General features: G+C 73.8%; 21 protein-coding genes and 1 pseudogene. 11 read left to right on the top strand and 11 right to left on the bottom strand.

Annotated elements, in window-relative coordinates; genetic code table 11:
• Positions 1 to 326: 326 nt before the first annotated feature.
• Positions 327 to 575 (top strand): annotated as a pseudogene (locus tag ACFCY1_RS17665) (MFS transporter); the annotation flags it as partial.
• A gap of 208 nt (positions 576 to 783) precedes the next feature.
• On the opposite strand, the gene tsaD reads toward ACFCY1_RS17665, so the two are convergent.
• Together tsaD and ACFCY1_RS17655 are read right to left on the bottom strand one after the other, a co-directional pair.
• Positions 784 to 1851: a tRNA (adenosine(37)-N6)-threonylcarbamoyltransferase complex transferase subunit TsaD gene (gene tsaD, locus ACFCY1_RS17660; RefSeq protein WP_375875123.1), complete on the bottom strand. Its 1068-nt coding sequence runs from the start codon at positions 1849 to 1851 to the stop codon at positions 784 to 786.
• A 238-nt stretch (positions 1852 to 2089) separates the two neighbouring features.
• A complete protein-coding gene (locus ACFCY1_RS17655) occupies positions 2090 to 2668 on the bottom strand; it encodes a hypothetical protein (RefSeq protein WP_375875122.1) in 579 nt (192 codons plus the stop codon).
• Positions 2669 to 3195: 527 nt separating this feature from the next.
• On the opposite strand from ACFCY1_RS17655, the gene ACFCY1_RS17650 reads away from it, so the two are divergent.
• Positions 3196 to 3918 carry a DUF4232 domain-containing protein gene (locus ACFCY1_RS17650; protein WP_375875121.1) on the top strand — a complete coding sequence of 241 codons (723 nt, stop codon included), beginning with the start codon at positions 3196 to 3198 and terminating at the stop codon, positions 3916 to 3918.
• A 100-nt stretch (positions 3919 to 4018) separates the two neighbouring features.
• On the top strand, positions 4019 to 4615 hold the full coding sequence (locus ACFCY1_RS17645) for a transglutaminase domain-containing protein (RefSeq protein ID WP_375875120.1): 597 nt from the start codon (positions 4019 to 4021) through the stop codon (positions 4613 to 4615).
• Positions 4616 to 4638: 23 nt separating this feature from the next.
• On the opposite strand, the gene ACFCY1_RS17640 is transcribed toward ACFCY1_RS17645, so the two are convergent.
• Positions 4639 to 7350 carry a LuxR C-terminal-related transcriptional regulator gene (locus ACFCY1_RS17640; RefSeq protein WP_375875119.1) on the bottom strand — a complete coding sequence of 904 codons (2712 nt, stop codon included), beginning with the start codon at positions 7348 to 7350 and terminating at the stop codon, positions 4639 to 4641.
• A gap of 314 nt (positions 7351 to 7664) precedes the next feature.
• On the opposite strand from ACFCY1_RS17640, the gene ACFCY1_RS17635 reads away from it, so the two are divergent.
• The gene (locus ACFCY1_RS17635) at positions 7665 to 8699 is read left to right on the top strand and encodes a hypothetical protein (protein WP_375875118.1); all 1035 of its coding nucleotides are present in this window, start codon (positions 7665 to 7667) and stop codon (positions 8697 to 8699) included.
• Between the two features lie 43 nt (positions 8700 to 8742).
• On the opposite strand, the gene ACFCY1_RS17630 is transcribed toward ACFCY1_RS17635, so the two are convergent.
• A complete protein-coding gene (locus tag ACFCY1_RS17630; RefSeq protein ID WP_375875117.1) occupies positions 8743 to 10389 on the bottom strand; it encodes an FAD-binding oxidoreductase in 1647 nt (548 codons plus the stop codon).
• Positions 10390 to 10677: 288 nt separating this feature from the next.
• Between ACFCY1_RS17630 and ACFCY1_RS17625 the strand changes: the two genes are divergently transcribed.
• A complete protein-coding gene (locus ACFCY1_RS17625; RefSeq protein ID WP_375875116.1) occupies positions 10678 to 12861 on the top strand; it encodes a glycoside hydrolase domain-containing protein in 2184 nt (727 codons plus the stop codon).
• Between the two features lie 158 nt (positions 12862 to 13019).
• Here the strand turns inward: ACFCY1_RS17625 and ACFCY1_RS17620 are convergent, their stop codons facing one another.
• The 3 genes from ACFCY1_RS17620 to ACFCY1_RS17610 all read right to left on the bottom strand — a co-directional run bounded on the left by ACFCY1_RS17620 (position 13020) and on the right by ACFCY1_RS17610 (position 14642).
• Positions 13020 to 13766 (bottom strand): hypothetical protein, encoded by a 747-nt coding sequence (locus ACFCY1_RS17620; protein WP_375875115.1) that lies wholly within the window; start codon positions 13764 to 13766, stop codon positions 13020 to 13022.
• Between the two features lie 214 nt (positions 13767 to 13980).
• Positions 13981 to 14127, bottom strand: a complete 147-nt coding sequence (locus ACFCY1_RS17615) for a DUF6924 domain-containing protein (protein WP_159028316.1) — start codon at positions 14125 to 14127, stop codon at positions 13981 to 13983.
• Between the two features lie 131 nt (positions 14128 to 14258).
• Complete coding sequence (locus ACFCY1_RS17610) at positions 14259 to 14642, bottom strand: cyclic-phosphate processing receiver domain-containing protein (protein WP_375875114.1); 384 nt, start codon at positions 14640 to 14642, stop codon at positions 14259 to 14261.
• Positions 14643 to 15226: 584 nt separating this feature from the next.
• On the opposite strand from ACFCY1_RS17610, the gene ACFCY1_RS17605 reads away from it, so the two are divergent.
• Both ACFCY1_RS17605 and ACFCY1_RS17600 read left to right on the top strand, forming a co-directional pair.
• Positions 15227 to 15580: a hypothetical protein gene (locus tag ACFCY1_RS17605; protein ID WP_375875113.1), complete on the top strand. Its 354-nt coding sequence runs from the start codon at positions 15227 to 15229 to the stop codon at positions 15578 to 15580.
• A 350-nt stretch (positions 15581 to 15930) separates the two neighbouring features.
• Entirely contained in the window at positions 15931 to 16341 is a 411-nt protein-coding gene (locus ACFCY1_RS17600) for a hypothetical protein (RefSeq protein WP_049649323.1), read from the top strand.
• Positions 16342 to 16410: 69 nt separating this feature from the next.
• On the opposite strand, the gene ACFCY1_RS17595 is transcribed toward ACFCY1_RS17600, so the two are convergent.
• The gene (locus tag ACFCY1_RS17595; RefSeq protein ID WP_049649322.1) at positions 16411 to 16704 is read right to left on the bottom strand and encodes a helix-turn-helix domain-containing protein; all 294 of its coding nucleotides are present in this window, start codon (positions 16702 to 16704) and stop codon (positions 16411 to 16413) included.
• A gap of 169 nt (positions 16705 to 16873) precedes the next feature.
• Here ACFCY1_RS17595 and ACFCY1_RS17590 point away from each other — a divergent pair, with 169 nt between their 5' ends.
• The 3 genes from ACFCY1_RS17590 (at position 16874) to ACFCY1_RS17580 (ending at position 19583) form a co-directional block, all read left to right on the top strand.
• Positions 16874 to 17560: an STAS domain-containing protein gene (locus ACFCY1_RS17590; RefSeq protein WP_375875112.1), complete on the top strand. Its 687-nt coding sequence runs from the start codon at positions 16874 to 16876 to the stop codon at positions 17558 to 17560.
• 305 nt (positions 17561 to 17865) lie between these two features.
• Positions 17866 to 18390, top strand: a complete 525-nt coding sequence (locus ACFCY1_RS17585; protein ID WP_375875111.1) for an ATP-binding protein — start codon at positions 17866 to 17868, stop codon at positions 18388 to 18390.
• A 377-nt stretch (positions 18391 to 18767) separates the two neighbouring features.
• On the top strand, positions 18768 to 19583 hold the full coding sequence (locus ACFCY1_RS17580) for a SigB/SigF/SigG family RNA polymerase sigma factor (RefSeq protein WP_375875110.1): 816 nt from the start codon (positions 18768 to 18770) through the stop codon (positions 19581 to 19583).
• A 302-nt stretch (positions 19584 to 19885) separates the two neighbouring features.
• Here the strand turns inward: ACFCY1_RS17580 and ACFCY1_RS17575 are convergent, their stop codons facing one another.
• Complete coding sequence (locus ACFCY1_RS17575; protein ID WP_375875109.1) at positions 19886 to 20818, bottom strand: TIGR03619 family F420-dependent LLM class oxidoreductase; 933 nt, start codon at positions 20816 to 20818, stop codon at positions 19886 to 19888.
• A gap of 189 nt (positions 20819 to 21007) precedes the next feature.
• On the opposite strand from ACFCY1_RS17575, the gene ACFCY1_RS17570 reads away from it, so the two are divergent.
• Positions 21008 to 21655, top strand: a complete 648-nt coding sequence (locus ACFCY1_RS17570; protein WP_375875108.1) for a hypothetical protein — start codon at positions 21008 to 21010, stop codon at positions 21653 to 21655.
• A gap of 164 nt (positions 21656 to 21819) precedes the next feature.
• On the opposite strand, the gene ACFCY1_RS17565 is transcribed toward ACFCY1_RS17570, so the two are convergent.
• On the bottom strand, positions 21820 to 22935 hold the full coding sequence (locus ACFCY1_RS17565; protein ID WP_375875107.1) for a hypothetical protein: 1116 nt from the start codon (positions 22933 to 22935) through the stop codon (positions 21820 to 21822).
• Between the two features lie 49 nt (positions 22936 to 22984).
• On the bottom strand, positions 22985 to 23140 hold the full coding sequence (locus ACFCY1_RS17560) for a hypothetical protein (RefSeq protein ID WP_375875106.1): 156 nt from the start codon (positions 23138 to 23140) through the stop codon (positions 22985 to 22987).
• Positions 23141 to 23183: the final 43 nt, after the last annotated feature.

Here is a 23183-nt window from a genome sequence, read left to right as displayed (position 1 = left end):
CCGGCACGAGGCGGACGGCCCGGTCGGTGTCGACGTCCTCGGCCACTGTCACGTCCGGGTTCCCGGAGATCGCGACGACGACCTCGCAGGGGATGCTCTGGCGCAGTCACGCGTGGCTTGCCTCGGCCAGGGTGTGGCGGCCCTCGTGGTCTCTGTAGAGGGGGATGAGGACGCTGACGTCGACGGGCATGTGGTGCTCCTTCAGGGTTGGCGCGCAGGTGGTGCTCGATCACGTCGGCGGCCGCCCCGACTCCGCCCGAGGTCCGGATCTCCCGGTGCATGGCGGCCAGGTTCGAGGCCATGGCCCGGTCGGTGGAGACACGTCCGTGTCCGCCCCGTCCCGCAAGGCCGGCAGCAGACAGATCCTCGTGGCCTCCGTCGGCAACATCGTGGAGTGGTACGACTGGCACGTCTGCACGTTCCTGGCCACGTACATCGCGGCCGCGGTCCTCCCGAAGGGATCGGGCAACTCCCTGCTGCCGCTCCTGTCGACGTTCGCCGTCTTCGCGGTCGGCTTCTTCGCCCGCCCCCTGGGCAGCCTCCTGCTCGGTGCGGTCGCCGACCGCCGGGGCCGGGGACGCCGGGGGCCGGTCGCGGAACGACGGCCGGCCGTCGGCGGTGCAGGCCTCCGCTGCTCGCGTCTCGCCCGGGCGGCTCGGGGTGCGGACAGTGATCCGGAGCGTCGCTCTCCACGTCACCGTCACCGCCGCCGGACGGGCCGGGAACCGGGTGGTCAGGAGGCGCCGAGGGGTGTGCGGCGGGGCCGCCGGGCCCTGCGGGTCGTCACGCGGCCCGGACCGCGGCGAGCGGGGAGAGCGCCGCGTACTCCAGGGGCGCGGAGGGGTCGATCGAGAGGTTCATCGGGGACGGGGCCGCGCCCGAGCGGACCAGGAGGTCGCCGATGGCCGCGATCATCGCGCCGTTGTCGGTGCACAGCCGCAGCGGCGGCACCCGCAGGGTGATCCCGGCGGCGGCGCAGCGCTGTTCGGTCAGCGCGCGGATGCGGGAGTTGGCGGCGACGCCGCCGACCACGACGAGGGTGCTGATCCCGTGGTCGGTGCAGGCCCGGACGGCCTTGCGGGTGAGGGTGTCCGCGATGGCCTCCTGGAGAGCCGCGGCCGCGTCCGGGACGTGCGGCTCGCCGCCGGCGGCCCGTTGGGCCTCGACCCAGCGGGCGGCGGCGGTCTTGAGGCCGGAGAAGGAGAACGCGTACGGGGGGTCGTTGGGCCCGCTGAGCGGGCGGGGCAGGCGCACCGCGTTCGGGTCGCCCTCGCGGGCGGCGCGGTCGATGGCGGGCCCGCCGGGGTAGGGCAGGCCGAGGATCCGGGCGACCTTGTCGAAGCACTCGCCGGCGGCGTCGTCCAGGGTGTCGCCGAGGTGGACGATCGGGTCGCGGGCGAGGTCGCGCACCAACAGCAGGGAGGTGTGCCCGCCGGAGACGATCAGGACGACGCATGGGTTCGGCAGCGGCTCGCCCTCCAGGGCGGCCGCCGCGACGTGCCCGGCGAGGTGGTGGACGCCGTAGAGGGGCACGCCGAGCGAGAAGGCGTAGCTCTTGGCCGCCGCGACCCCGACCTGGAGCGGACCGGAGAGGCCCGGCCCGGCGGTGACCGCGACGGCGCCGACGTCGGCGAGGGTGAGCCCGGCCCGGTCGAGGGCCTCGCGGACCACGGGCGCCATCGCGTGGACGTGGGCGCGGGCGGCGATCTCCGGCACGACCCCGCCGTACCGGGCGTGCTCGTCCATGCTCGACGCGACCGCCTGCCCGAGCAGGACCCCGTCCCGGACGAGACCGGCACCGGTCTCGTCGCACGAGGACTCGATCCCCAGCACCACTGGCGAGGCCGGCATCGCACCCACTCCTTATTGCTTCTGCCTATGCAACTGCAACTATTGTGCAATAAGGCAGGAGTGGGTGATCCGGCGGGGCCCGGCTTCCCCGTCGTGGGATACCCCGGGCCGACGGGCCTGCCGTTTCCCGGGTAACGGCAGGCCCGTCGGCGCGGGCGGCGCCGACCGGACGCTCGGCGTTGCGGGAATACCACCGTGGGCGGAACCGCGCGGGGCCCGGGGCCGGTGTGGCGCGGGGTCAGCTGAAGGCGGTGGCGGCGGTGAGGGTCGAGTGGGCGATGGGCGGGGCGCCGAGCAGGACGTCGACGCAGTTGTCGATGATCGGCTGGTCGCTGTCGATGTTCAGGACCGCGGTCAGGGTCTCCCCGGCGAGGCGGGAGGAGGAGCCGGTGACGGTTCCGGTGAGGGTGCCGGCGCCGTCGACCTCGACGGCGGCGATGTCGGTGATGGTGCTGCTGGCCTGCGTCCCGTTCTGCAGGTTCCAGGTGAAGGTCGCCGTGGAGCCCGGGACCAGCGCCGGCACCGTGAGCGGGTTGCAGCTGAGCGTGCCGAACGTGAGCGTCGCGGTGACGGTGCCGCCCACCACGGCCGTCGGGCCGCTCTGGGAGTCGGTGCACCCGGTCGCCGTCCCCCCGATCGTCACGGTGGTGGCCTCCGGGCCGTCCGACAACGCCGGGTCGAAGGTGACGGCGGCGTTCACGGTGCAGTTCAGGATCTCCGAGGCGGTTGCCGGGGCGGCATCGGCGGACGGTGCCACGCCGGCGGCCAGCGCGGCGAGGACGGCGGACACGGTCAGGGCGTTTCGACGTACGGACATGCGGGTTTCCCTCTGCTCTCGACGGATGGGAATGGTGGGAGGGGACGGGCTCGGCATGTCCCCGGGCAGCAGACGACCCCGGGTACGCCGGGCGGAACGCGTCGGCCCGGCGAAGGTACCGGCGGGCAGTCGGGGGCCGTTCACACAGCCAGTCCGTGGGCCCGACCCGTGGGGCCATCGTCACAACGGGAATCCCCCGACGCACCTCCTGCGAGGCGAATGGGAACCCCGGTCGTGCCGGCCGGAGCCCCGCCCTCTCGCGGATCCGTCTCACCCGGGCCCGCCATCACGACATGGCCGGGAGGCACGCGCCTCCTCCCGTAGACGTCGGGCAGGCCGCGCTGGCCGGACCGGGCATACCGGCAGGTGAGGGGTGCCGTCAACTGCCTTGTGGCTGACCGAGTGTCACAGTCCGGTCCCTGTCATGTCCTGACGATTGTGACGCTGCGGATGGCACCGAAAGCCGTCGTCCGGCCGTCCTGTGGTGTGTTCGATCAAGCAGTCCGCATCGTCATCGGGGAGCCACCATGTCCGTCCGTCGCCGTCGCCCGCTGTTCGTCTCCGCCGTCCTCGTCGTCGGGGCGGGGCTCGCGTTGACCGCCTGCGGGCCTGAGAACACCGACGCGCCCGCCAGCTCGGCGAGCTCCGCGCCCACCAAGGCGGCCGCCGGTGCTCCCTCGGCGACTGCACCGGCTCCGGGTGCACCGGCTCCCGCCAGCTCGGCAGCGCCCACCGCCGCGCACACGCCGGCCGGTGCGAGCCCGTCGAGCGGTGGCGGGGCTGGTGGCGGGAGTGCCTCCGCCCAGCCGTGCGACATCCAGAACCTCTCGATCAACGCGTCGGCGCGCGCCGGGGCGGCCAACCAGTGGGTGATCGAGGTGCGCAACACCGGCGCGAAGGCCTGCAGTCTGAGCTCCTCCCCGGGCGTCGACCTGGGCGACTCGGCCGCCCGGGACCAGAGCAAGAACCTCAAGCCGGTGCTCGCCAGCGGCACGGAGCGGTTCCCGGTCCCGGCGGGCCGGAGCGCCTACGCGGTGATCGACCTCGACCCGAGCGGCGCCACCACCGGCACCGCCCCCGGCATCAACGAGATCAACGTGCTGGTCGACGGCGAGGGCACCAACATGCCCCTCGCGAACACCCGCAACTTCCCGCTCCCCGCCGGGGCCCACGTCCTGAACCCCAAGATGGGCAACTACCGGGGCAGCGTGGCGGACGCGGTCGCCTCCATGACCGCCGCCCCCAAGTAGCCCCCAAGGTCCGGTCCTGGGCGTCCCGCTCCGGGCGCCGGACCGTCCACGGGCTGGAATTCCGCCCGTGCGGCCCGTGGGGCGGGGCACGATGGGCGGCATGATCCTGCAACCGGAGACCGACGACCTCGCCGCCTACCTCGTGGCGGACGGGGTCATCGACCACCAGGACCCGCAACTGCGGCGGTTGGCCGCCGAGTTGGCCACCCCCGAGGCGGCCTTCCAGCACGTCCGCGACGAGGTCCGGCACTCCGCCGACGCGGGCGCCTACAGCGGGGCGTTCCGCGCCTCGGAGGTGCTGGCCGCGGGCAACGCGATCTGCCACGGCAAGGCCCACCTGCTGGCGGCGCTGCTGCGAGCGCAGGGCGTGCCGACGGGCCTGTGCTACCAGCGGCTGACGGACGGCGAGGGCGACTTCGTGCTGCACGCCCTCAACGCCGTGCACCTGAAAGGCCGTTGGGCCCGCCTGGACGCCCGGGGCAACCGCGAGGGTGTCGACGCGCGGTACGACCTGGAGCGGGAACGGCTGGCCTGGCCGGTGCGGCCGGAGCTGGGGGAGTGCGACTACCCCGCGGTCTTCGCGGCGCCGCCGGCCGCGCTGGTCCGGGCCCTCGCCGAGGCGGTGCCGGGCCGCGCCGGCTACGGCTACCTCCCGGGAGAGCTGCCGGTCGACGGCGGGGCTCCGGGGCGGCCCTGATGTTGAGCCGGTAGAGGCGCGCGTCAGAGGCGTGCGGGGAGGTCCCGGCGGGACGGCGCGGACAGCTTGCGCAGCACCCTGGCCACGTGGTTCTCGACGGTCCTGGTGGACAGGTGCAGTGCGGCCGCGATCTGACGGTTGGTCAGACCTCCGGCCGCGAGTTCGGCGACCTCCCGTTCGCGCGGGGAGAGCCCGGGATGGGCGGGCCGGCCTCGGCGCGGGGGTGCGAGGGCGCGCAGCCGGGAGCGGACGCGGGCGGCGTCGTGGGTGGCGCCGAGCCCGGTCAGCACGAGGAGGGCGTCGGTCAGCCGGTCGACGGTGTCGCGGCTGGCGTCCTCGCCTTCGCCCGCGGCCGTGGCGCAGCGGGCCGCGGCCTCCGCCGCCAGGGCGGCCATGTACGGGCGGGGCAGCGCGGCGTAGGCGTCTGCGGCGGCGCGGTAGCCGTCGGCGGCGCGCGCGAGGTCCCCGTCGTGCTCGGCCAGGGTGGCGCGGCACCACCGTCGGGCGACCGCGGCGAGCGGCAGGTGCGGCGCGCCGGTGGCCGTGCGGAGGTCCCGGGCCATCGTCCGGGCCGTGGCGGGGTCGCCGGCGCTCAGCGCCGCCGTGACGGCCCAGGGCGCCAGTTCCGCCGCCCAGGCCCAGATGCCCTTGCTCCGCAGCCGTCCCCAGGCCTGCGTCGCGTACGCTCTGGCGTCGTCGTGGTCGCCGCGGGCCAGGGCCAGCCGGACGAGTACGGTCGAGGAGAGCGCCGCCACCGGTGCCAACTGCTGGTCCAGGTGCGGGGCCAGGCCGCCGGCCAGCCAGGCCCGGCACTGGGACCACTCGCCGCGGGCGAGGCACAGCGCGGCGAGGACGGTTCGTGCCTCGTGGCCGAGCACCGGGGTTCGCGCGGTGTCCGCGACCAGGTCGGCGGCCCGGTCGGCGAGGCCGGTCCAGCGGCCGGTAGCCCAATCGAGGAGCAGCCGGATGCTGCGGATGCCGTGGGCGACGTGGGGGCCGGCGTGGTGGCGTCCGGCCAGGGCCGCGCCGCGTTCGAGGAACGCCTGGCTGTCGTGGTAGCGGCCGAGCCACAGGGTGGCGTCGGCGGCGTTGCACAGGGCGCGGGCCCGGTGACCGGCCGACGCGGCGTCACCGTTGTCCTCGTCCTCCCCCAACGGCCGGGCCGGGAGCGCCTGTTCGGCCCCGGGGTCGCCGAGGGTCAGGAGCAGCCCGACGAGGTTGGCGTTGACGGCGGCCCGCAGGACGGGGTCGGTGGTGCCCGCCAGCGCGGCGCCCGCCCGCTCCGCGCACTGCCGGTGCTCGGCGAGGGGGATGCCGGGCCAGTGCGGCATGGACATCGCGGCCAGGACGCGGGCGGCGAGGCCGGGTTCGTCGGGGAGGGTCCTGGCGGCGCGCTCCAGGTGCAGCCAGCCGTCGTGGTCCGGTGTCGTCGGGGTGCACAGCGACAGCCCCTGCAGCACCCGGGCCTGGGCGCGCAGCGGGCCGGGCAGGAGCGGGGCGCCGGTGAGGGTGTCGAGCAGGGCGCCGGCGTCCTGAAGGGTGAACCCGGCGATGCGGCGCAGGGCCGCCGTGGCGAGCCTCGCGCGGGCGGGGCCGGGGATCCGGCGGTCGGCGAGCAGGTCCTGGAGGAGCCGGGCGGCCTCGCGGTGCCGTCCGGCGGCGGCGTGGGTCTCGGCGGCGCGCTCGGCGGCCCGGACCAGGCCGCGGCGGACCCCTGCCGCCAGGAGGTGCCCGGCGACCTGCGGCCAGGGGACGTCGGCGCGCCGTCTCAGCACCTGCGCCGCCCGGTGGTGCAGGTCGGCGCGTTCGGGGGCGGGGAGGCTCGCGGTCACGGCCCGGGCGGCGAGCGGCACGCGGAAGCCGTACCGCCGGGGGCCGAGGTCGGTCAGCACGGCCGCGGTGAGGGCGGCGAGGAGCATGCCGCGCGCCGTCTCCGCCGTCAGGTCGGTCAGGGCTGCCAGCTCGGCTTCGGAGGCCGGTTCGCCCAGCACCGCCGCGGCGTGCACCAGCCGCCGGGCGTCCGCGGGCAGGTCGGCGAGTCGGCGTAGTACGGTCTCCGCCAGGCGCGGTGGGGCCTCCAGCGCCTCGACGGCGTCCACGGTCGGGCCGTCCGGGGAAGTGTCGGCGAGGACGGTGCCGGCCAGGACGGGCAGGACGTCCACGAGCACCTGGGCGACGCCGCCGGTGACCGCGTACAGCCGCTCGATCACGTCGTCCGGGCACCGGGCGCCCAGGGTCCGTTCGGTCAACTCCCGTGCCACCGCGGCCGGGAGCGGACCGGTCCGGATCCGGAGGACGGCGGTGCCGGGCGGGCAGGAGAGCGGCTCGCCCAGCAGGGGCCGGGCGGCGGGAAGGTCCTCGGGCCGCCAGGTGAGCACCAGGGCGCAGCCGTTCGGGAGCGTGCGGGCCAGGCGCCGGACCCGGCACCGGGTGCGTTCGTCGGCCCGGTGGACGTCCTCCACGACCAGCAGGGTCGGGACGGCGGCCCGGGTCGGGTCGCCGAAGGCGCGGGTGAGGGCGTCGAGGGCGTCGAAGGTGTGCTGTGCGTCGTCGTCGTCGGACGGGCCGGCGCAGGTCAGGGTCAGGCAGCCGGAGCCGGCCGGGTGCCGGCGGCGGAGCCCTGCCACGAGGTGCGACTTGCCGGTGCCGGACGGGCCATCCACCAGCAGGACCGTCCCGGGGCGGGCCGGGTTGGCGAGGGAACCGTGGAGCACGGCCTTCCAGAGGTCGTTCATGCTCGCCTCCGGTCGTCCTGACGGTGCGTACGTCCTGGCGGTGCGTACGGGGCTGCGCCCGCCCGCCGGGCCCGATCGTGAGGATGCCCGCGGTTCGGGGTTCGGACGCCCGGGTGGGCAACCGGCGTTCAGGCCAGGTGGATTGATTGAGTATGGGTACTTCCGGCAGCCGGATTGTGTCGTGCCGGGGCCTGGCCCACGCTGATGGCCACCCGCTCCGTTCGCCAGTGACCGGATCTCCCCGCGCATCCGATCCGCTCCTCGGCGGGCGGCGGCTGCCACCCCCCTCGGGTTCCCCCACACCTAGGAGTGTCATGAGCACGACACTATCGCGCCGTTCGTCCGTACTGAGGACCGCGGCCGCGGCCGCCGGCGCGTGTGCCCTCGCCGTCGCCGGAACCGCCCTCGCGCCTGGCGCCCAGGCGACCCCGGTCCCGGCGTCGGCTCCGGCCCACGCCGCCCACCCGGCCGCCCCGCGGGCCGACGCACCGACGGGCGCCCCCGTGTCCGGCCGCGTCCTCGGCGACGCCGGCATCAGGCCGCAGGACCGGCCCGCCGTCCAGCGGTTCCGCGAGCTGCGCGCGGGCCTCGCCACGGAGGCGCGGCCCTCGGAGACGGCCACGAACCGCACCGCCCCGGCACCGATCGCCGCCCAGGCCCACCGGTGGTGGGGCACCGAGCTGGGCCCCAACGGCAACACCGGCTACGACGCCGTCATCGCCACCCACACCCTCGACGACGCGCTGCGCCTGAGCGGCGCCAACGACTTCCTCTACGCCCCCACCACCAAGCCGCGCAGCAACTCCTGCATCGAGATGGTCACCGTCCACACCCGGGACAGCGCCCAGATATGGGCCTGGGACTGGTGCACCACCGACCCCTCCCAGGCGGTCGGCGCGACCGTCGACATCGACGCCGCCTTCCTCCGGAAGTACGGCGCCACCGTGAACGGCCGCTCCGCCTACAGCCTCCAGGTCCAGCTCACCGACGCCCGGACCAACACCTGGAGCGCCTCCCTCTACAACGTCGCCACCAGCACCTGGGACCCGTTCTTCACCAGCCGGGGCACCGACCAGACCGGCCTCGACTACGGCTGGGACATGTTCGAGTACTACTCCGACCGGACGGCCTCCGGCAACGTGGGCGTCTGCCAGGACCTGAGCGGACGGGTCGTCGAGACCACCGGGCTGAAGGTCCGCACCCCCGCCACCGGCGCCTGGAGCGACGCCGGCCCCTCCAACTCGACCGTCTTCCCCGCCGCGACCATGAACCCGTCGACCTACTACTGCCCCGGCATCGCCGGCCGCATGGCCACGGCCTACAGCGCCTGGCAGGTGACCGTCCGCTGACCCGCCGTTCCTCCGTACGGGACCCGGCTGTTCCGGAGCGGCGTCACGGGGCCGGCCGGGGCTCGACGGAGAGGGTGTGCCGGAAGAGCCCGTACGGGTCCCAGCGGGCCTTCACGGCCTGGAGCCGCGGGTAGCCGTCCTTGTAGTAGAGGGTGTGCCACGGGACGCCGGAGCGGTTCCAGGCCGGGTCGGCGAGGTCGGCGTCGGGGTAGTTGATGTAGGAGCCGTCGCTGACCTCGCCGGGCACCGGCACGCCGCCGGTGTCCGCGTACATCGCGCGGTAGAACCCCCGCACCCAGGCGAGGTTCGCCGCGTCCTCCCGCTCGTCCGTCCACACCGTCTGGTAGACGACCTTCATCACCGCGTCCCGCTGGGCGGTCGCGGTCGCCCCCGGCGGCACCGCGTTCACCTGGCCGCCGTAGCCGACGAACAGCAGACCGCCGTGCGCGACGGCGGAGCCATCCGTCAACCAGCTGTAGGCGGTGGCGAGTTGGGCATCGGTGTACGAGCGGCGCAGGTGCGCCGCCTTGAGCTTGTAGCGCCGGCTGAACATGTCCCCGGCCGCTCCCGCGCCCGGCCAGGTGAGGGCGTGCAGCCACGGTACGGTCCGGTGGTCGACGGCGGGTTCGACGCCGGTGCCCGCGCCGACCGCGGACACGAGCTCGGCCACCATCCGGTCCAGGTCGGGGACGGTGGCGTCGGCCTGCACGAACATCGTGATCGGGCCGCCGCCGCGACGGGCCACCGAGAGGATGGCGTACAGGCCCGCGTACGGGGAGCCCGGCTCGCTGTGACGCTCGTGCCAGGTGCCGAAATTGCGCAGCAGGGTGGTGAACGCCCGCGCCGTCATCCGCTCGTCCCAGGCCCAGACCGCCTGGTAGCCCTTCAGCTCGCGGGGCGAGGGCGGCAGCAGCCGGGACGGGTCGTCGCCCGTCGCGTCCGGGGAGCGCAGCCAGTAGCGGGTGACCACGCCGAAGTTGCCGCCGCCACCGCCGGTGTGGGCCCACCACAGGTCCCGGTGCGGGTCGTCCGGCTCACGGGTGGCGACCACCGTCCGCGCCCGGTCGGCCCGGTCCGCCACCACCACCTCCACGCCGTGGAGGTGGTCCACCACCGAGCCGTAGCGGCGCGAGAGCGGCCCGTACCCGCCGCCGGCGAAGTGCCCGCCGGCGCCCACCTCGGGGCACGCGCCCGCCGGGACCGTCACGCCCCAGCCCGTGAACAGCGCCCGGTACACCCGCCCGAGCGTGGCGCCGGGCCGGACGGCGAACGCCCGCCGCTCCGGGTCGTAGCCGACCGCGTCCATGGGGGAGAGGTCCAGCAGCAGGCGGACGCCCGGATCGGCGGTGAAGTCCTCGAGGCAGTGGCCGCCGCTGCGCGGCGCGATCCTCCGCCCGGAGCGCAGCGCCTCGGTGACGGCGCGTACGACGTCCTCGGTGGTGGCGGCGACCCGGATCTCGTCCGGGTCGCCGGCGAAGCGGAAGTTGTCGCCCCGCAGCAGGCTCGCGTACCGGGGGTCGCCCCGCCGGATCACCGCCGCGCCCCGGCCCGGGGCCTGCGCCGGAGCGGCTCCTCCGGCGGACCCCGCGGCCCCCGGCAGGCCCGAGGCAGCGCCGCCGGCCAGCAGGGCGCCGGCCGAGGCGAGCAGGCCCCGGCGGTTCGGTCCGTACGGGCCCGGCCGGTCCGTCATGTCCACCACCCCGTTCCCCCGCGATCCGGGTCTCTCCGTGACGACGCCCGCTGCCAACGGTCCCACACACGACCGGAGTTGAGAACAGAACGCGTCCTGTCCGCCGGGCTGACCCGACGCGCGGGAGCGGGCCCCGGGGCGACGGCTGACGGACGGTCGGCCGGACCGGAGGGGCCTGCGACACCGCCTGTCCGAGGACGCGGATAGGGTGACGTGCCCGTGCCGCGCGGCCGACCTGTCGGCGTGCGGCCTTTCGTCGTGTCAGGAGATATCTGGGTGAAGACCCGTATGACAGCGCTCCGGAGCGCCGCGGCCGTCGCGGCGGCCGTCCTCATGGCGGCGCCCGCCGCCGGCTCCGCCGTAGCCGCCCCCGCCGGAAGCCCGGACACCAAGAAGGTGACCTACCAGGGCCGCGTCTTCCAGGTGCCCACGGCCTGGCCGGTCGTCGACCTGGCCGCGGACCCGCAGGCCTGCGTCCGCTTCGACCAGCACGCGGTGTACCTCGGTCACCCGGGCGAACAGCAGGTCTGCCCGCCGCGGTTGACCGGCCGCTCGGAGGCCCTGCTGGTCGAGCCCGCCGCCGGCGCCGCGCCCGACCGGGAGGGCTCCAACCCGGTCGCGCAGACGATCCGCGCGGAGGACGGCGTCGTCGCGGTGACCGGTACGTACGACACGGACCAGCCGCTGGTGCGCCGGATCATCACCAGTGCCGGGCTCACCCCCGCGCCGGAACACCGACCGGAGCCGGCGCCCGCCGCAGCCCCGACGGCCCCCGCCGCGAAGTCCGCCACGCCCAAGTCCGCCGCCGCGCCGTCCAGCCGGGCCATGGCCGCACCGATGGCCGCCGCGGCCCAGGTGCCCGCGTCGGCGACGAACTACACCGGCAAGGGCTTCGACGCCTGCACGGCGCCCTCCAGCGCCGCGATGAACGCGTGGATGACCTCCTCCCCGTACCGGGCGGTCGGAATCTACATCGGCGGTGTCAGGCGGGGCTGCGCCCAGCCGAACCTGACGTCCTCCTGGGTCCAGCAGCAGCAGTCCGCGGGCTGGTCCTTCATGCCGCTGTACGTCGGTGTGCAGGCCCCGAAGATCGCCTACCCCGCCACCGAGGGCGCCAACGCCGCCGACGACGCGGTGGCCCAGGCCCAGGCCCTCGGCTTCGGCCCCGGCACGATCCTCTACTACGACATGGAGGGCTACACCACCCCGCAGTACTCGGCCACGGTGCTCGCCTTCCTCACCGCCTGGACCAACGAACTGCACGCCTGGGGCTACAACTCCGGCGTCTACAGCAGCTCCTCGTCCGGCATGAAGGACCTCGCCGCCAACGCCGGCAACAGCGCCTACACCATGCCCGACGCCGTCTTCAGCGCCAACTGGAACGGCAAGGAGGACACCGCCGACCCGTCGATACCGGCCGGCTACTGGTCCAACCACCAGCGCGCCCACCAGTACGCCTCGCCGGCGAACCCGGAGAGCTGGGGCGGCTACTCGATAGCGATCGACCAGGACTACGTCGACATCCAGCTCACCAGCGCCCCGCCCTCCCTGTCCTCCGCGCTCTTCCTCGGCGTGCGCCAGAGCTCGGGCGCCTGGCCCGGCTTCAGCCCGCTGACGGGCGGGGCGGGCGTCTTCCGCGGCTCGGAGGCCGCGATCGCCGGGCTGCCGGGAGGCTCCTCGCAGGAGCTGGGCATCGGCCTGGACGGCCGGCTCTACCACGGGGTCCGCGCCGCGAACGGCAGCTGGAGCGGCTTCGCCGCGCTCCCCGACGACGGCACGCCCGCCACCCAGGCCCGCCGGGCCGCCATCGCGGGCCTGCCGGACGGCTCCTCGCAGGTGCTGACCGTCGGCAGTGACGGCAACGTCTACCACCGGATCCGCCTCTCCGACGGCAACTGGTCCGGCTTCGCCCCGCTCCCCGGCGTCGGCACCCCGACCATGGCGGCCGGGGACGTCGCCATCGCCGGCCTGCCCGACGGCTCCGCCCAGGTCCTGGCGATCGGCAACGACGGCAACGTCTACCACCAGACCCGCTTCTCCAACGGCAGTTGGAGCGGCTTCGCCCCGCTCCCCGGGGTGAACAGCTCGCGGATGGCGGCCGGCCGGGTGGCCATCACGGGCCTGTCGGACGGTTCCTCGCAGGTCCTGGCGATCGGCAACGACGGCAACGTCTACCACCAGACCCGCTTCTCTGACGGCACCTGGTCCGGCTTCGCCGCGCTCCCCGGCGTCGGCACGCCCACCATGGCCGCGCGGACGGTCGGCATCGCCGGCCTGCCGGACGGTTCGTCCCAGGTGGCGGTGGTCGGCGGCGACGGCAACGTCTACCACGAGACCCGCTTCTCCAACGGCTCCTGGTCCGGCTTCGCCGCCGTCCAGGGCCCGTACGGCGCGAGCACCTTCCCGGCCCAGCGCGCCGCCATCGCGGGCCTGCCGGACGGCTCCAGCCAGCTCGTGGTCACCCGCAGCTGACCCGCTCCCACCCCGCACCCGACGCCCCCGCCCCCGGCAGCCCCGGAGGCGGGGGCGTCTGGCTCGATGAAGGCTCTCCGCCCTGACCAGCGCAGGAGCGGCCGCGACTCCGCCGGGTCGGCCTGATGGACAGCCGCCGGACGTCGTCGTGGTGTCGGTCACCGCAGATTCTCGGCGACGCGGACGAGTTCCTCGTCCGAGAGCCGCGGGGGAGCACCGGTCGTGACGACGAAGGTGTAGGTCCCGTCCGACCATGTCAGCGAACGGGGCCCGCCGTTCGGATCGGATTGCGTGATGGCCGCGGGGTGGCCCTTGACCAGGGCGGCCCGGCCCTCCGGTGGTGCGCTGTTCCGGAGGGTCTGGCTGATGATCAGATTGCCTTGTTCAGGGCCCGTCCCCAGTCGGTACCCGCTGGCCCAGGCCGGAGTGTCGGTCGGGAGCGGGGCCAGACCGGGCAGGTGGACCATCCTGCCCGCGGGATAGGGGGAGTAGTTCTCCGGCAGGAACACGGGCCGCAGGAGGTCGCGCTCGTCGAAGTGGACGGCGGGCTTGCCGGAGGCGTCGTTCAGCGCCCTGGTCCCGAGCGGTCTGTTCAGGTGGGTCGTGATCTGTCCGATGCCACCCGGGTCGCAGAACCCCGGGGGGACTGTGTGCCGCAGGGAGACCTTCACCGCGTCGGCGGACTCGCGGGCCACGAGTTCGGGCTGCTTCTCACAACCCCACCCGATGCTCAGTGTCAGGGTCCGGCCGTCCGAGCCGACCAGCAGCGGCTTGCCGGCCACGGTGCCCTCGTAGACCCTGGTTTCCGGAACCCGGTTCATCCAGGCGTTGATCGCGAACCCGCCACCGAGCAGGGCTATGGCAGCCCCGGCGGTCAGGCGGATCCGTCGTCCGTGTTTCGACATGTGACGGACCGTATCTTGCGTCGTGGGGCCCGCCCCCGGCGGTCGTGGCCATGCTGCACCTCTGACGTCTTCGGCGGTGTCGCGTGAGCCGGGGATCCGGGGAATGTCGTGGTCGGAAGCCGCCGCGATCCGTGGTCCGTTGGCAGGCCGGTGATCCGCGACCGGGCTGTCACCGCCGGGCGTCGGCGGTGGCCGCCTGATCGGCGGCCGATGGTCAGAAGCCCCTGAACACGCCGTCGGCGTCGACGTTCCCGGCGAAGTCGTCGAAGTCCATGTTCGAGATGGACAGGTTGTTCTCGATGCTCCACAACCGCGCGGCGACGACGCGGATGCACCGCCCAGGCCGCTCCCGCAGGTCCACGACGCGGCGGCCGCGGACATCGGCCGCGGCCGCACCGCGTCAGCGAGGCCGACGGCCGGACGGGGCCGCGGGAGCTGGACCGTCCCCCCGGGGTCGGACACCACTGGAGCTCCCACTCCAGTGGCACCCCCTCACGCACCGCCGATGGCGTCGCCCCCGGAACGCCCGACCGGATCCTGGGCAGACGCCCGCCGGACACGGTAGTTCCAGCGCGTGAGTGACCGGACGACGGAGGCGGAGCCGACGGGGTTGGCGCTGTGGACGTAGACCGTTCCGATCCGGAAGGGCCGTCCCTCGAAGGCCGCTTCTTCCAGGAGGGCCACCACGGGCATGACGGTGTCGTCGCCGCCGAGGTCGTGGTCGAGCCAGAGTTCGTCGATGAAGCCGTCGCGGTGCTCCTCCAGGAGCCGGGTGCCTTCGCGGCTGGTGCGGGCGATCCGTGTGGCCCGGGGGAGCGGTCGCAGGTCGTCGATGCCGAGGACGACGGGCACCGGTGCGGTGGGCGCTTCTTCCATCGGGCCAGTTTCACAGCGGGCGGGCTGGACGGCCACGGGTTATCGGGCCGCTGCCCGGCGGGCGGCCGGGCACACGCCTGGCCCTGGTCGGTCCCGGCCTCCCGCAGCGCTGCCGACGCCGACGAGCGGCCCCAGGTGCACCGTCCGGGCGGCGGCTCGGCACCGACCCAACCGGTGCCGGCCCGCCGGATCCCTGTCAGCGCCGCCGCGATTCGGCCGACATTGCCGAAGCGCACAGCCTGGACAGGCTGTGCCGACCCAAATACAGTGAGTCCCCGGCCCGCAGCGGCAGGAAAGAAAATGGGAGCGTAAGGCGGGGGGGTCTGTGATGCCGTCCTATCCCGCAATTCGATGGGCTTCCCTTTTCGGGAAGCGGCTCACGGGGCCGGCGGGGGCGTATGCACGGAGCGGTCCGAAACGCTCCCGCGGGCGGACGCGGAAACGGCCGGACCGAGTACGCCGAACTCGCGTATGCCGAACTGAGTACGCTCCCCAAGCCCGATATCCGGCGCCGAAGACGCTGTCGGCCGCGGCGCCGGGTTCGACTCGTCCGCTACACCTCAGACAGAAGGAGAGAGGCCATCATGCCTTTGTCGGCAGCCGACCTCGCAAAGCTCGGAGACGCACCGGTCACGATCCAGTCGACGTTCTTCCCGAACGTGTTCCTGCGCATGGACGGAAACGGCGTCCCCGTCACCATGGCCGGAGGTGGGACGGTCAACTGCCAATACGGCATCGGCCCCTGGGAGAAGTTCAACGCCCGTGCCCAGGTCGACGGTTCGTTCTCCTTCGAGTCGGCGGCGTTCCCGGGTATCTTCCTGAGGATGGTGACCGGCAGCGGGGTGACCTCCGCCACCGGCCCCGGGGGGACGGTGAACTGCCAGGTCAAGGCCAACGGCGGCGAGAACGAGAAATTCTATCTCGACAAGGCCCAGTAGACGGGCTCGCCCGGTGGCCATGCCCCGGATCCTCGCGGAAGAACGCGTGATACCGGGGAGGTGAAATCGCCCGGGTCGGCTTATTGGAGCCGGCCCGGGCGATTTCGTGCGCGGAAATGTCAGGTCGCGAGCGAAACGCATTTCGAACCTCCGGGTGCGCGAGGGGCGCACAGGCACAGAGCGGGTTCATCTGTTCGAGCTCCGTCGGGACTATGGGGCCCCTGGTCCTGGGGAGGAAGGAGGGCATCTGGGCGGGCGTCCCCGGGCAATGGGCCCGGTGAGAGGCGACCGCCCGCCGCCCGGCACGTCACCCGGCCCTGCCGGTGCCGCCGGGCCGAAGGAAGGTTCCCATGCGCAGAAGCGTCCTCCCCCTCGTCTCCTCCGCCCCGCTGGTGTTGGTGCTGTCCCTGCTGGGCGCTCCCGTCCCGGTACAGGCGGCGCCCAGGGCGCCCGCCGGACCGGCCTCGGCCGCTCCGACCAGGGCCATCGGCACGTTCGCGGTCCGTGCCCAGGACTGCGGGCCCTGGGGCTGCCAGTACGCGCTGGCCTACTTCGTCCTGGAGGACCCCGCCGGCTGCTACGCCGTGCCGCCCGCTCCCTCGCCGGTCGGCTCGCGGTGGACGCGGTGGGGGAACGGTACGGACCGGAACGCGCAGCTGTTCACCGACGGCGCGTGTGCCGGGGCGGCCGACGCGGTCCTGGGGGAGAAGTCCACGATCGAGTTCAGCGACGCCCCGTACCACTCGGTCCGCTTCGGCTGAGCGCAGGGGAGACCACCGCCACCGGGACCCTCCGGCGTCCCGGCGACGCCTTCGCCGTCGTCGTGGGCATCAGCGCAGGAGGGTGGCGAGGAGTTCGGCGATGGTGGGGCCGGCGTCGGCGGGGTGACGCAGTTGCTTGCTGGTGACGACGCGGTAGTGGTTGGTGCGGCCGCGGCGTTCGTGGCTGAGGTATCCGGCCTGTTCGAGGTCGGCGATGATGCGTTGGACGGCGCGTTCGGTGAGCAGGCAGCTGGTGGCGATGTCGCGCACGCGGATGCCGGGGTCGCGGGCGATCTGGACCAGCACGCGGGCGTGGTTGGTCAGGAAGGTCCATTGACGTTCGGGCGTCGTGCTGTTGTCCATCCCTCCACGATAGGACTCCTGTTTCACGACTGCTGATACACGACAGAAGATTCGTGCAATGGTTGACATGTCTGATGGACGGGCGAAGACTGGAACAGCCGCACTCCGCAGTGCCTCCGCCGCGGATCCGACGGCGGTACTGCTTCTGGAGATGGTTCCAATGGACCCGATGAGCAGGCACGGGCTGGAACGGCTGAGGTCCCGGCTGGTCGACTGCCTGGGGCCGCCCCGCGAGGGCGGTCGGGACCCCCGCACCTGCGGGGAGCCGCTGTGCCGGCAGGTGCGCCACGCCGTCACCGGCGTCGACGCCTACCTGACGGCCCTCGAAGAGGGCAGCAGCACCGCGTCGGGGCTTCACGAGCGGGCCCTCGACCTGTGGCAGGACCTCGAACGCATCGCGTCCGCCCGGCCCGGGCGGGCCGCCGTCGACGGAGGGTCCGGCGTGCCCGCACGGCGCGGCTCCCGGCCCGAGGAGTGGGCCGTGCCGCCCTGCCTGAAGGCGGAGACCGTCCGGGTCGGTGACGCCCTCGTGTGCTTCTTCACCGGGGACATGGTCCTGGACGGCGAGCCCGTCGCCGCCCGGGCACTCGATGCCGCGCTCGTCCGGCGTCCCGCCCTGCTCGCGGTCGACCTGGCGGGTGTGGAGCTGTTCACCTGCACCGGTCTCAACCTGCTCCTCGTCGCCCGTCGGCGCGCGCTCGACATCGGCATCCCCGTGGTGCTGGTCGCCCCCTCCGGGCGGACGCTGCGGGTGCTGGAGCTCACCGGGACCGCCGCGCTGTTCCCCGTCCACCCCACCGTCGAGGACGCCCTGCGGCACCGCCCGCTTCCCGCCCCGCGCCCCGACGGAGGGTGACCATCCGGGCGGGACGGTTGAGCCGGCAGCCGGGACACCCGACCGGCGGCCGGTCCAACCGTCCCGCCGGCGCCCGCCGTCCCGATCGTCATCCGCTACGGCGGGCGTGTAGCCGTGGCCGAACCGGGCAGGCGTCGGACATGGACCAGGACATGGACGATGGGCAGTCGACCGACGCGAGCCCCGGGCGGCGTGGCCGTTCACGGTCACCGGAGCCGGGGGAGTCCGGATCCGCCCCGGCCCGGCGCGCTACACCGTACGCGGTGGCCGCACCGCGGCGAACGTACCGACGTGAGGAGGCCGGCATGGACCGCTTCGGGCACGTGCTGCTGCCCGGGCCGAACGGCACGACCGGCCCGGGCGGAGCGCCACCACCCATCGAGGTCCCGGGTACGGAGGAGACCAGACGGCTCGCGTTCTCCGGTCGCGAGGGCGCCGTGCAAGCGGGCCTTGAACTCACCCGGGAGGCGCTGCGGTCCTGGTCCTGGCTGCCCACCGCGGACGAGGAACGACTGGCGGTCGCCGAGGACCTCCTGCTGATGGTCGCCGAACTGGTCACCAATGCCTGTCTGCACACCTCCGGTGGACCGGGCGAACTGCGGCTGAGGTGGGACGGGCGCCGTCTGCGGGCGGAGGTCACGGACACCAGCCCGGTGCCGCCCGAGCTGCGCCCGCACGCCGACCCGGGCCGTCCGGGCCGACACGGCCTGCGCGTGGTGGACCGACTCGCGCGGTCCTGGGGCTGTACCCCCGAGGGTGGCGGAAAGCTGGTCTGGCTGGAGGTCGCGCTCCCGCCGGGCCCGCCGAACCGCCGCGAACGCCGGATCTGAGGGCTGGAGCCGGGGTCCTTCCCGACCGGGCCCGGTCCACGGTGGTCCGTGACCAGCCGAAGCCGGGCAGGAGAACAGCCGGAACGCGCGTCGGAAGCCGATTCCCGGGTAGAAGGCGAAGTGGTGGCCGTGATTGTTCCGGCCGCTTCGAGCACCTGGACGGTGCCACCGGGACCGCGCTTGAAAAAGCCGGGCACAGGTCCTGGGGAAGAAGTCCGCGATGCGCGGTACCAGCCCGCACGCGTCGTCGGGCGTTCACCCTGATGTGCTGGAGAACTCAAGTGTCCATCCGCATGGAAACCACCGACCGCCGATCCGCGCCCCCGAGCCTGCCGCCCGATCTGCCACCAAGACCGACCGCGGCCGAACTCCGCCGCATGGGGAAGTCCGAGGCGCGGGAGCTCAGCGATGCGCTGTTCGAGCGGCTGGCCGGGCTGGCCCGCGAGAGCCGCGCCTACAGCTACGTCCGCGGCACGATCATCGAGCTCAACATGCCGCTGGTGCGCTTCATCGCCGCCCGCTACCGGCACCGGGCCGAGGACATGGAGGACATCCTCCAGGTCGGCACGATCGGCCTGATCAAGGCCGTCGACGGCTACGACCCGCAGCGCGGCGTCGAGTTCGTCACCTACGCGATCCCCACCATCACCGGCGAGATCAAGCGGTTCTTCCGCGACACCTCCTGGCCGGTGCGCGTCCCGCGCAGCACGCAGGAGCTCTACCTCGCCGTCGCCCGCGACTCCGACCGCCTGGAGCAGGAACTCGGCCGGCTGCCACGGCCCGAGGAGATCGCCGAGGACCTGCACCTCACCGTCGAACAGGCCACCGAGGGACTCCTGGCGGGCCGGGCCTGCCGCCCCAACTCCCTGGACGCACTGCGCGACCAGGACACCGACGAGACCGGCAGCGCCCTGCTCGACCGGCTCGGCGACTGCGACCCCGGCATCGAACTCGCCGACTTCCGCACCGCCGTCCGCCCACTGCTGGCCCGCCTGCCCGAACGCGAGCAGACCGTCCTCAAGCTGCGCTTCTGGGACGGCTGCACCCAGTCCCGGATAGCGGAGCGAATCGGCGTCTCCCAGATGCACGTCTCCCGGCTGCTCAGTGCCACCCTCGCCCTGCTGCGCGAGCAGTTGGACGACCTGGACGCCGACGGCTGGGCCGACGGACCGGGGCCGGAGGGAGCCGGCTGAAGCGGTCCGGCGCGAGGCCGTGGGGGAGTTCCCGAGGAGCCAAATCCCGTGGCCTCTCCCGGCCATCCGCGTGGCGGAGGCCCTTGTCGCCCCGGGAGCACAGATCTTCGTCTACGAGTTCTCCCGACGTCCTGGACGGCTGGGCACCTGCCACATGGCGGAGATCGGCCTGGTCTTCGGAGCCACCGACCCGCTCCTCGGGGCGCCTCCGAAGGAGCCGTCCGGCCGGATGCTCGCCGCATGGCTCGCCTTCGCCCGCGAGGGACGGCCGAACCCGGGGGCGGGACGACCGGTGCGGGGTCTCAGATCCCCGCGCCGCGGATGTCCGCGTGCACCCGGGCCGCCAGATCGGCGAGTTCGTCGGCGTCCCGCGCGTTCGTCTGGAGGTCGAGCAGCACCTCGTCAGCCCCCGCGGCCGCGTAGCCGGCCGTGTCCTGGACGATCTGCTCGACCGTGCCGACGAAGGGCTTCCGCTCGGCATCGCGGACCGGGGCCTCGGTGATCCGGACGTTCGCCCTCGCGCAGACCTGCACCGCGCCCGCATCGCGGCCGTACAACGCGGCCCGCTCGCCGATCTCACGCCGCAGGACGGCCAGTTGCCCGGGCGTCATGCCTGTCGGCAGCCAGCCGTCGGCGCGGCGGGCGACCCGGTCCAGGGCATTGCCGCCGGACGCCGCCAGGTAGACGGGCACGGGGCGTACGGGCTTCGGCCCGACCTCCGCCTCGTCGATCAGGGCGTGCGTGCCCCGGTACGACACAGGGTCGGGGCCCCACACCGCCGCGCAGACGTCCAGCAGTTCGTCCAGCACGGCTCCGCGCTCCTCGAAGGGAGCGTGCCCGGCGGCCGCGTGCTCGTCCAGCGACCAGCCCGTCCCCAGCCCCGCGACCACGCGGCCGCCGCTCGCCGCGTCCAGCGTCGCGAGGGCGCGGGCCAGCTGGAAAGGCCCGTGCAGGGGAGCGACCAGGACGCTGCTGCCGAGCCGGGCCCGCTCCGTCGCCGCGGCGGCGAGCGAGAGCACCACCAGCGGATGGGCGACCGACCGGTAGGAGTCCGGCCAGGCCAGCCCCGGCACGTCGTACAGGCCCTGCCGCGGCCGCTCGGGGACCAGCACCCGCTCGAAGACCCACAGACTGTCGTAGCCGATCCGCTCCGCTGCCCGTGCCACCGCCGCCGGAGCACGTGCGAGGTCGTACCACTTCATCTGCGGCAGCCCGAGTCCCAAGCGAATGGCCATGGCTCGATCCTGGCTCCCCGCGCTCCCGGCCGCAGCCGTTGTACCCCCGTCCGCACGACGCGCGCCGGTCAACGGGACTGCCCGTACGGGTGCGAGTGCGGGCGGTCCGGGCTCGGCGGCACGGGCCCCAAGGCTGTCGGCGCGGCAGCGGAGGCGTCGCCGTCAGGGGTCGTTCCTAGACTCTGGCCCATGGGACTTTCGATATCAGTGGGACTTCTCTACGACCAGGCTCGCAACGATGCGGAGGGTCTCGACCGTCACCGGGCGGCATTCGCCCGCCTCGGCCGGGCGCTCGTGGAGGAGGGGATCAGCTGGCACGAGCCGGAGATCACCGATCCGCCTCGTGCCCGTACCTTCTCCGGTGGCTTTCCCTACGGGTACCTGACCCAGCTGCGCCGCATCCTGGTGCTCGTGAGCCTCGGCGAACCTGTCACGTCGGCTCTGGAGGTCAGCGGGCGCCAGTTCGACCGCGATTGCGAGAAGATCCAGGATGAGACGTCGAGGCTGGCCTCCCATCTGCTCTGCCACTCCGACAGCTCCGGCTACTACGTGCCGGTCGAGTTCGAGGATCCGCTCTTCCTCCCTGACGAGGCGGGAGTCGAGGGCGCCGGAATCGTCGGCTCCAGTCAGCGCCTGCTGGCTGAACTGTCGGACATGGCGCCGTCGATCGGCATCAACCTCGACGACGAGCGCGTTCCCTCCGGTTCGGGGGAGGCCTGGGAGGCTCGGGATCTCGCGGTGGACGGACCGTTCGCGACGGAGCGTTTCACCTGGTACCAGCTCTATCGGGCATGCCTGGCAAGCATCGAGGGCGGCCACGCCATCGTGTTCCACTGACTCATTCCCGGCAGTGGTCATTTCCGGATTCCGTCGAGGACGAGGACGACGACCGTGCGGGCGACGGAAACGCTGGAGGGAGCCCCCGGCGGACCCCTTGGGGTTGGGGGTCTCGGCGGGGGCACCCCGCCCCGAAGGCGGGGCGGGGTGCGGGGTGGGTGCGGTCAGTGGGCGAGGATGCGCAGGGTGGAGTTGACGGTGAGGTAGAAGGTGTGGGTGTCGGGGCCGAGGGCCAGAGCGGTGACCCAGGCGAGGCCGGTGATTTCCTCGGTGGGGACGAGGGTGTTGGTCGCGGTGTCGAGGGCGAGGACCGAGGCCTTGCCGTCGGAGCTGGTGAGGTCCTGCTGGACCAGGTGGAGCCGGGTGCCGTCGGCGGACACCGTGGGGTTCTGCAGCCACTGGCCGGGGGCGATGTCGAGGGTGGTGAGGGTGTCGGTGGCGAGGTCGACGGCGTAGCCGGTGCCGTTGTTCCCGACGCCGTAGAGGCGGGTGGCGTCGGGGGAGAGGGCCAGGCTGGGGACGGCGCCGATCGGGGCGGCGGTGGTGCCGGTGACGGTCGGGGTCGCGGTGCTGGTGTCCAGGCGGACCAGGTTCTCGTCGGTGGCGGTGTACGCGGTGTCGCCGTTGGGCGGCGTGACGATCGAGCCCAGGTAGTGGCCGGGGACCGGGACGGCGGTGGTGTAGGCCTGCTGCTGCGGGGAGAAGGACAGGACCCGGGCGCCCGGCTCGGCCGGGCGGTGGTAGCGGGCCGGTCCGTCCTGGCCGACGTAGACGGTGGCGCCGTCGGGGCTGACGGCCAGGGAGGTGAGGGCGCCGGGGAAGGTGCCGTCGGGTCGCGGCTGGTCGGGTGCCTCGGTGCTGGAGACGACGGTGTCGGTGGCCGTGTCGATGGCGCCCAGGCTGGACAGCGGTGCCTTGCGGGCGGTGGAGAACAGCACGTAGACGCGCGAGCCGTCAGGGCTGACGGCCAGCGGTCCCGGGCCGGCGCCGAGACCGGTGGACAGCGTCACCACTGCAGTGATCGCGCCGCTCTGGGTGTCGACCACCTTCACCTTGGCGCCCTTGGTGGTGTCCTTCACCGCGACGTAGGCCTTGTGCCCGTCCGGGCTGACGGCCACCGAGGCGGGGGACGAGTCCAGTTCGACGGTTTGCGGGACGCCCGGGACCGGCCCGCCGGACGTGCCGGTGGCGGCGCCGGCGGAGCCGGACCCGGTGAGCAGCAGCGCTCCCGCCACCGCCAGGGAGCCTAACCAGCGGGCCGTCGAGACAAGCGAGTTCATGTAACCCTCCCCTTCGTACACCGCGGGTCCCCGCGGTGGAAGGAAAACGCTACGGGACGAAGCCGGTCCAGGGTGCTTTCGAGGGCGTCGCGCAGGCGTCGCCGATCACGTTGAAGCAGAGGATCATCAGGATGATCACGGCGGCGGGCGGGTGGATCGTCCACCGGTAGCCTCGGCCGGCGTAGTTGGTGCCGACGTCGAGCATGCCGCAGGAGCGGGTCCTGGGATCGTACGGGCTGCCGCCCCTC

The organism is Kitasatospora sp. NPDC056273 (assembly GCF_042268845.1).
Classification (GTDB): Bacteria; Actinomycetota; Actinomycetes; order Streptomycetales; family Streptomycetaceae; genus Kitasatospora.
This window is presented reverse-complemented; position numbering and strand designations above follow the sequence as displayed.

Bases quoted from the DNA above. Each gene is read 5' to 3' on its own strand.
- ACFCY1_RS17590 (WP_375875112.1), top strand. From the start codon at position 16,874: ATGAGCAGGCACGGGCTGGAACGGCTGAGGTCCCGGCTGGTCGACTGC.
- ACFCY1_RS17640 (WP_375875119.1), bottom strand. From the start codon at position 7,350: ATGAACGACCTCTGGAAGGCCGTGCTCCACGGTTCCCTCGCCAACCCG.
- ACFCY1_RS17610 (WP_375875114.1), bottom strand. From the start codon at position 14,642: ATGGAAGAAGCGCCCACCGCACCGGTGCCCGTCGTCCTCGGCATCGAC.
- ACFCY1_RS17650 (WP_375875121.1), top strand. From the start codon at position 3,196: ATGTCCGTCCGTCGCCGTCGCCCGCTGTTCGTCTCCGCCGTCCTCGTC.
- ACFCY1_RS17620 (WP_375875115.1), bottom strand. From the start codon at position 13,766: ATGTCGAAACACGGACGACGGATCCGCCTGACCGCCGGGGCTGCCATA.
- ACFCY1_RS17560 (WP_375875106.1), bottom strand. From the start codon at position 23,140: ATGCTCGACGTCGGCACCAACTACGCCGGCCGAGGCTACCGGTGGACG.
- ACFCY1_RS17625 (WP_375875116.1), top strand. From the start codon at position 10,678: ATGACAGCGCTCCGGAGCGCCGCGGCCGTCGCGGCGGCCGTCCTCATG.
- tsaD (WP_375875123.1), bottom strand. From the start codon at position 1,851: ATGCCGGCCTCGCCAGTGGTGCTGGGGATCGAGTCCTCGTGCGACGAG.
- ACFCY1_RS17580 (WP_375875110.1), top strand. From the start codon at position 18,768: ATGGGGAAGTCCGAGGCGCGGGAGCTCAGCGATGCGCTGTTCGAGCGG.
- ACFCY1_RS17595 (WP_049649322.1), bottom strand. From the start codon at position 16,704: ATGGACAACAGCACGACGCCCGAACGTCAATGGACCTTCCTGACCAAC.
- ACFCY1_RS17565 (WP_375875107.1), bottom strand. From the start codon at position 22,935: ATGAACTCGCTTGTCTCGACGGCCCGCTGGTTAGGCTCCCTGGCGGTG.
- ACFCY1_RS17630 (WP_375875117.1), bottom strand. From the start codon at position 10,389: ATGACGGACCGGCCGGGCCCGTACGGACCGAACCGCCGGGGCCTGCTC.
- ACFCY1_RS17585 (WP_375875111.1), top strand. From the start codon at position 17,866: ATGGACCGCTTCGGGCACGTGCTGCTGCCCGGGCCGAACGGCACGACC.
- ACFCY1_RS17645 (WP_375875120.1), top strand. From the start codon at position 4,019: ATGATCCTGCAACCGGAGACCGACGACCTCGCCGCCTACCTCGTGGCG.
- ACFCY1_RS17655 (WP_375875122.1), bottom strand. From the start codon at position 2,668: ATGTCCGTACGTCGAAACGCCCTGACCGTGTCCGCCGTCCTCGCCGCG.
- ACFCY1_RS17635 (WP_375875118.1), top strand. From the start codon at position 7,665: ATGAGCACGACACTATCGCGCCGTTCGTCCGTACTGAGGACCGCGGCC.
- ACFCY1_RS17605 (WP_375875113.1), top strand. From the start codon at position 15,227: ATGCCTTTGTCGGCAGCCGACCTCGCAAAGCTCGGAGACGCACCGGTC.
- ACFCY1_RS17575 (WP_375875109.1), bottom strand. From the start codon at position 20,818: ATGGCCATTCGCTTGGGACTCGGGCTGCCGCAGATGAAGTGGTACGAC.
- ACFCY1_RS17600 (WP_049649323.1), top strand. From the start codon at position 15,931: ATGCGCAGAAGCGTCCTCCCCCTCGTCTCCTCCGCCCCGCTGGTGTTG.
- ACFCY1_RS17570 (WP_375875108.1), top strand. From the start codon at position 21,008: ATGGGACTTTCGATATCAGTGGGACTTCTCTACGACCAGGCTCGCAAC.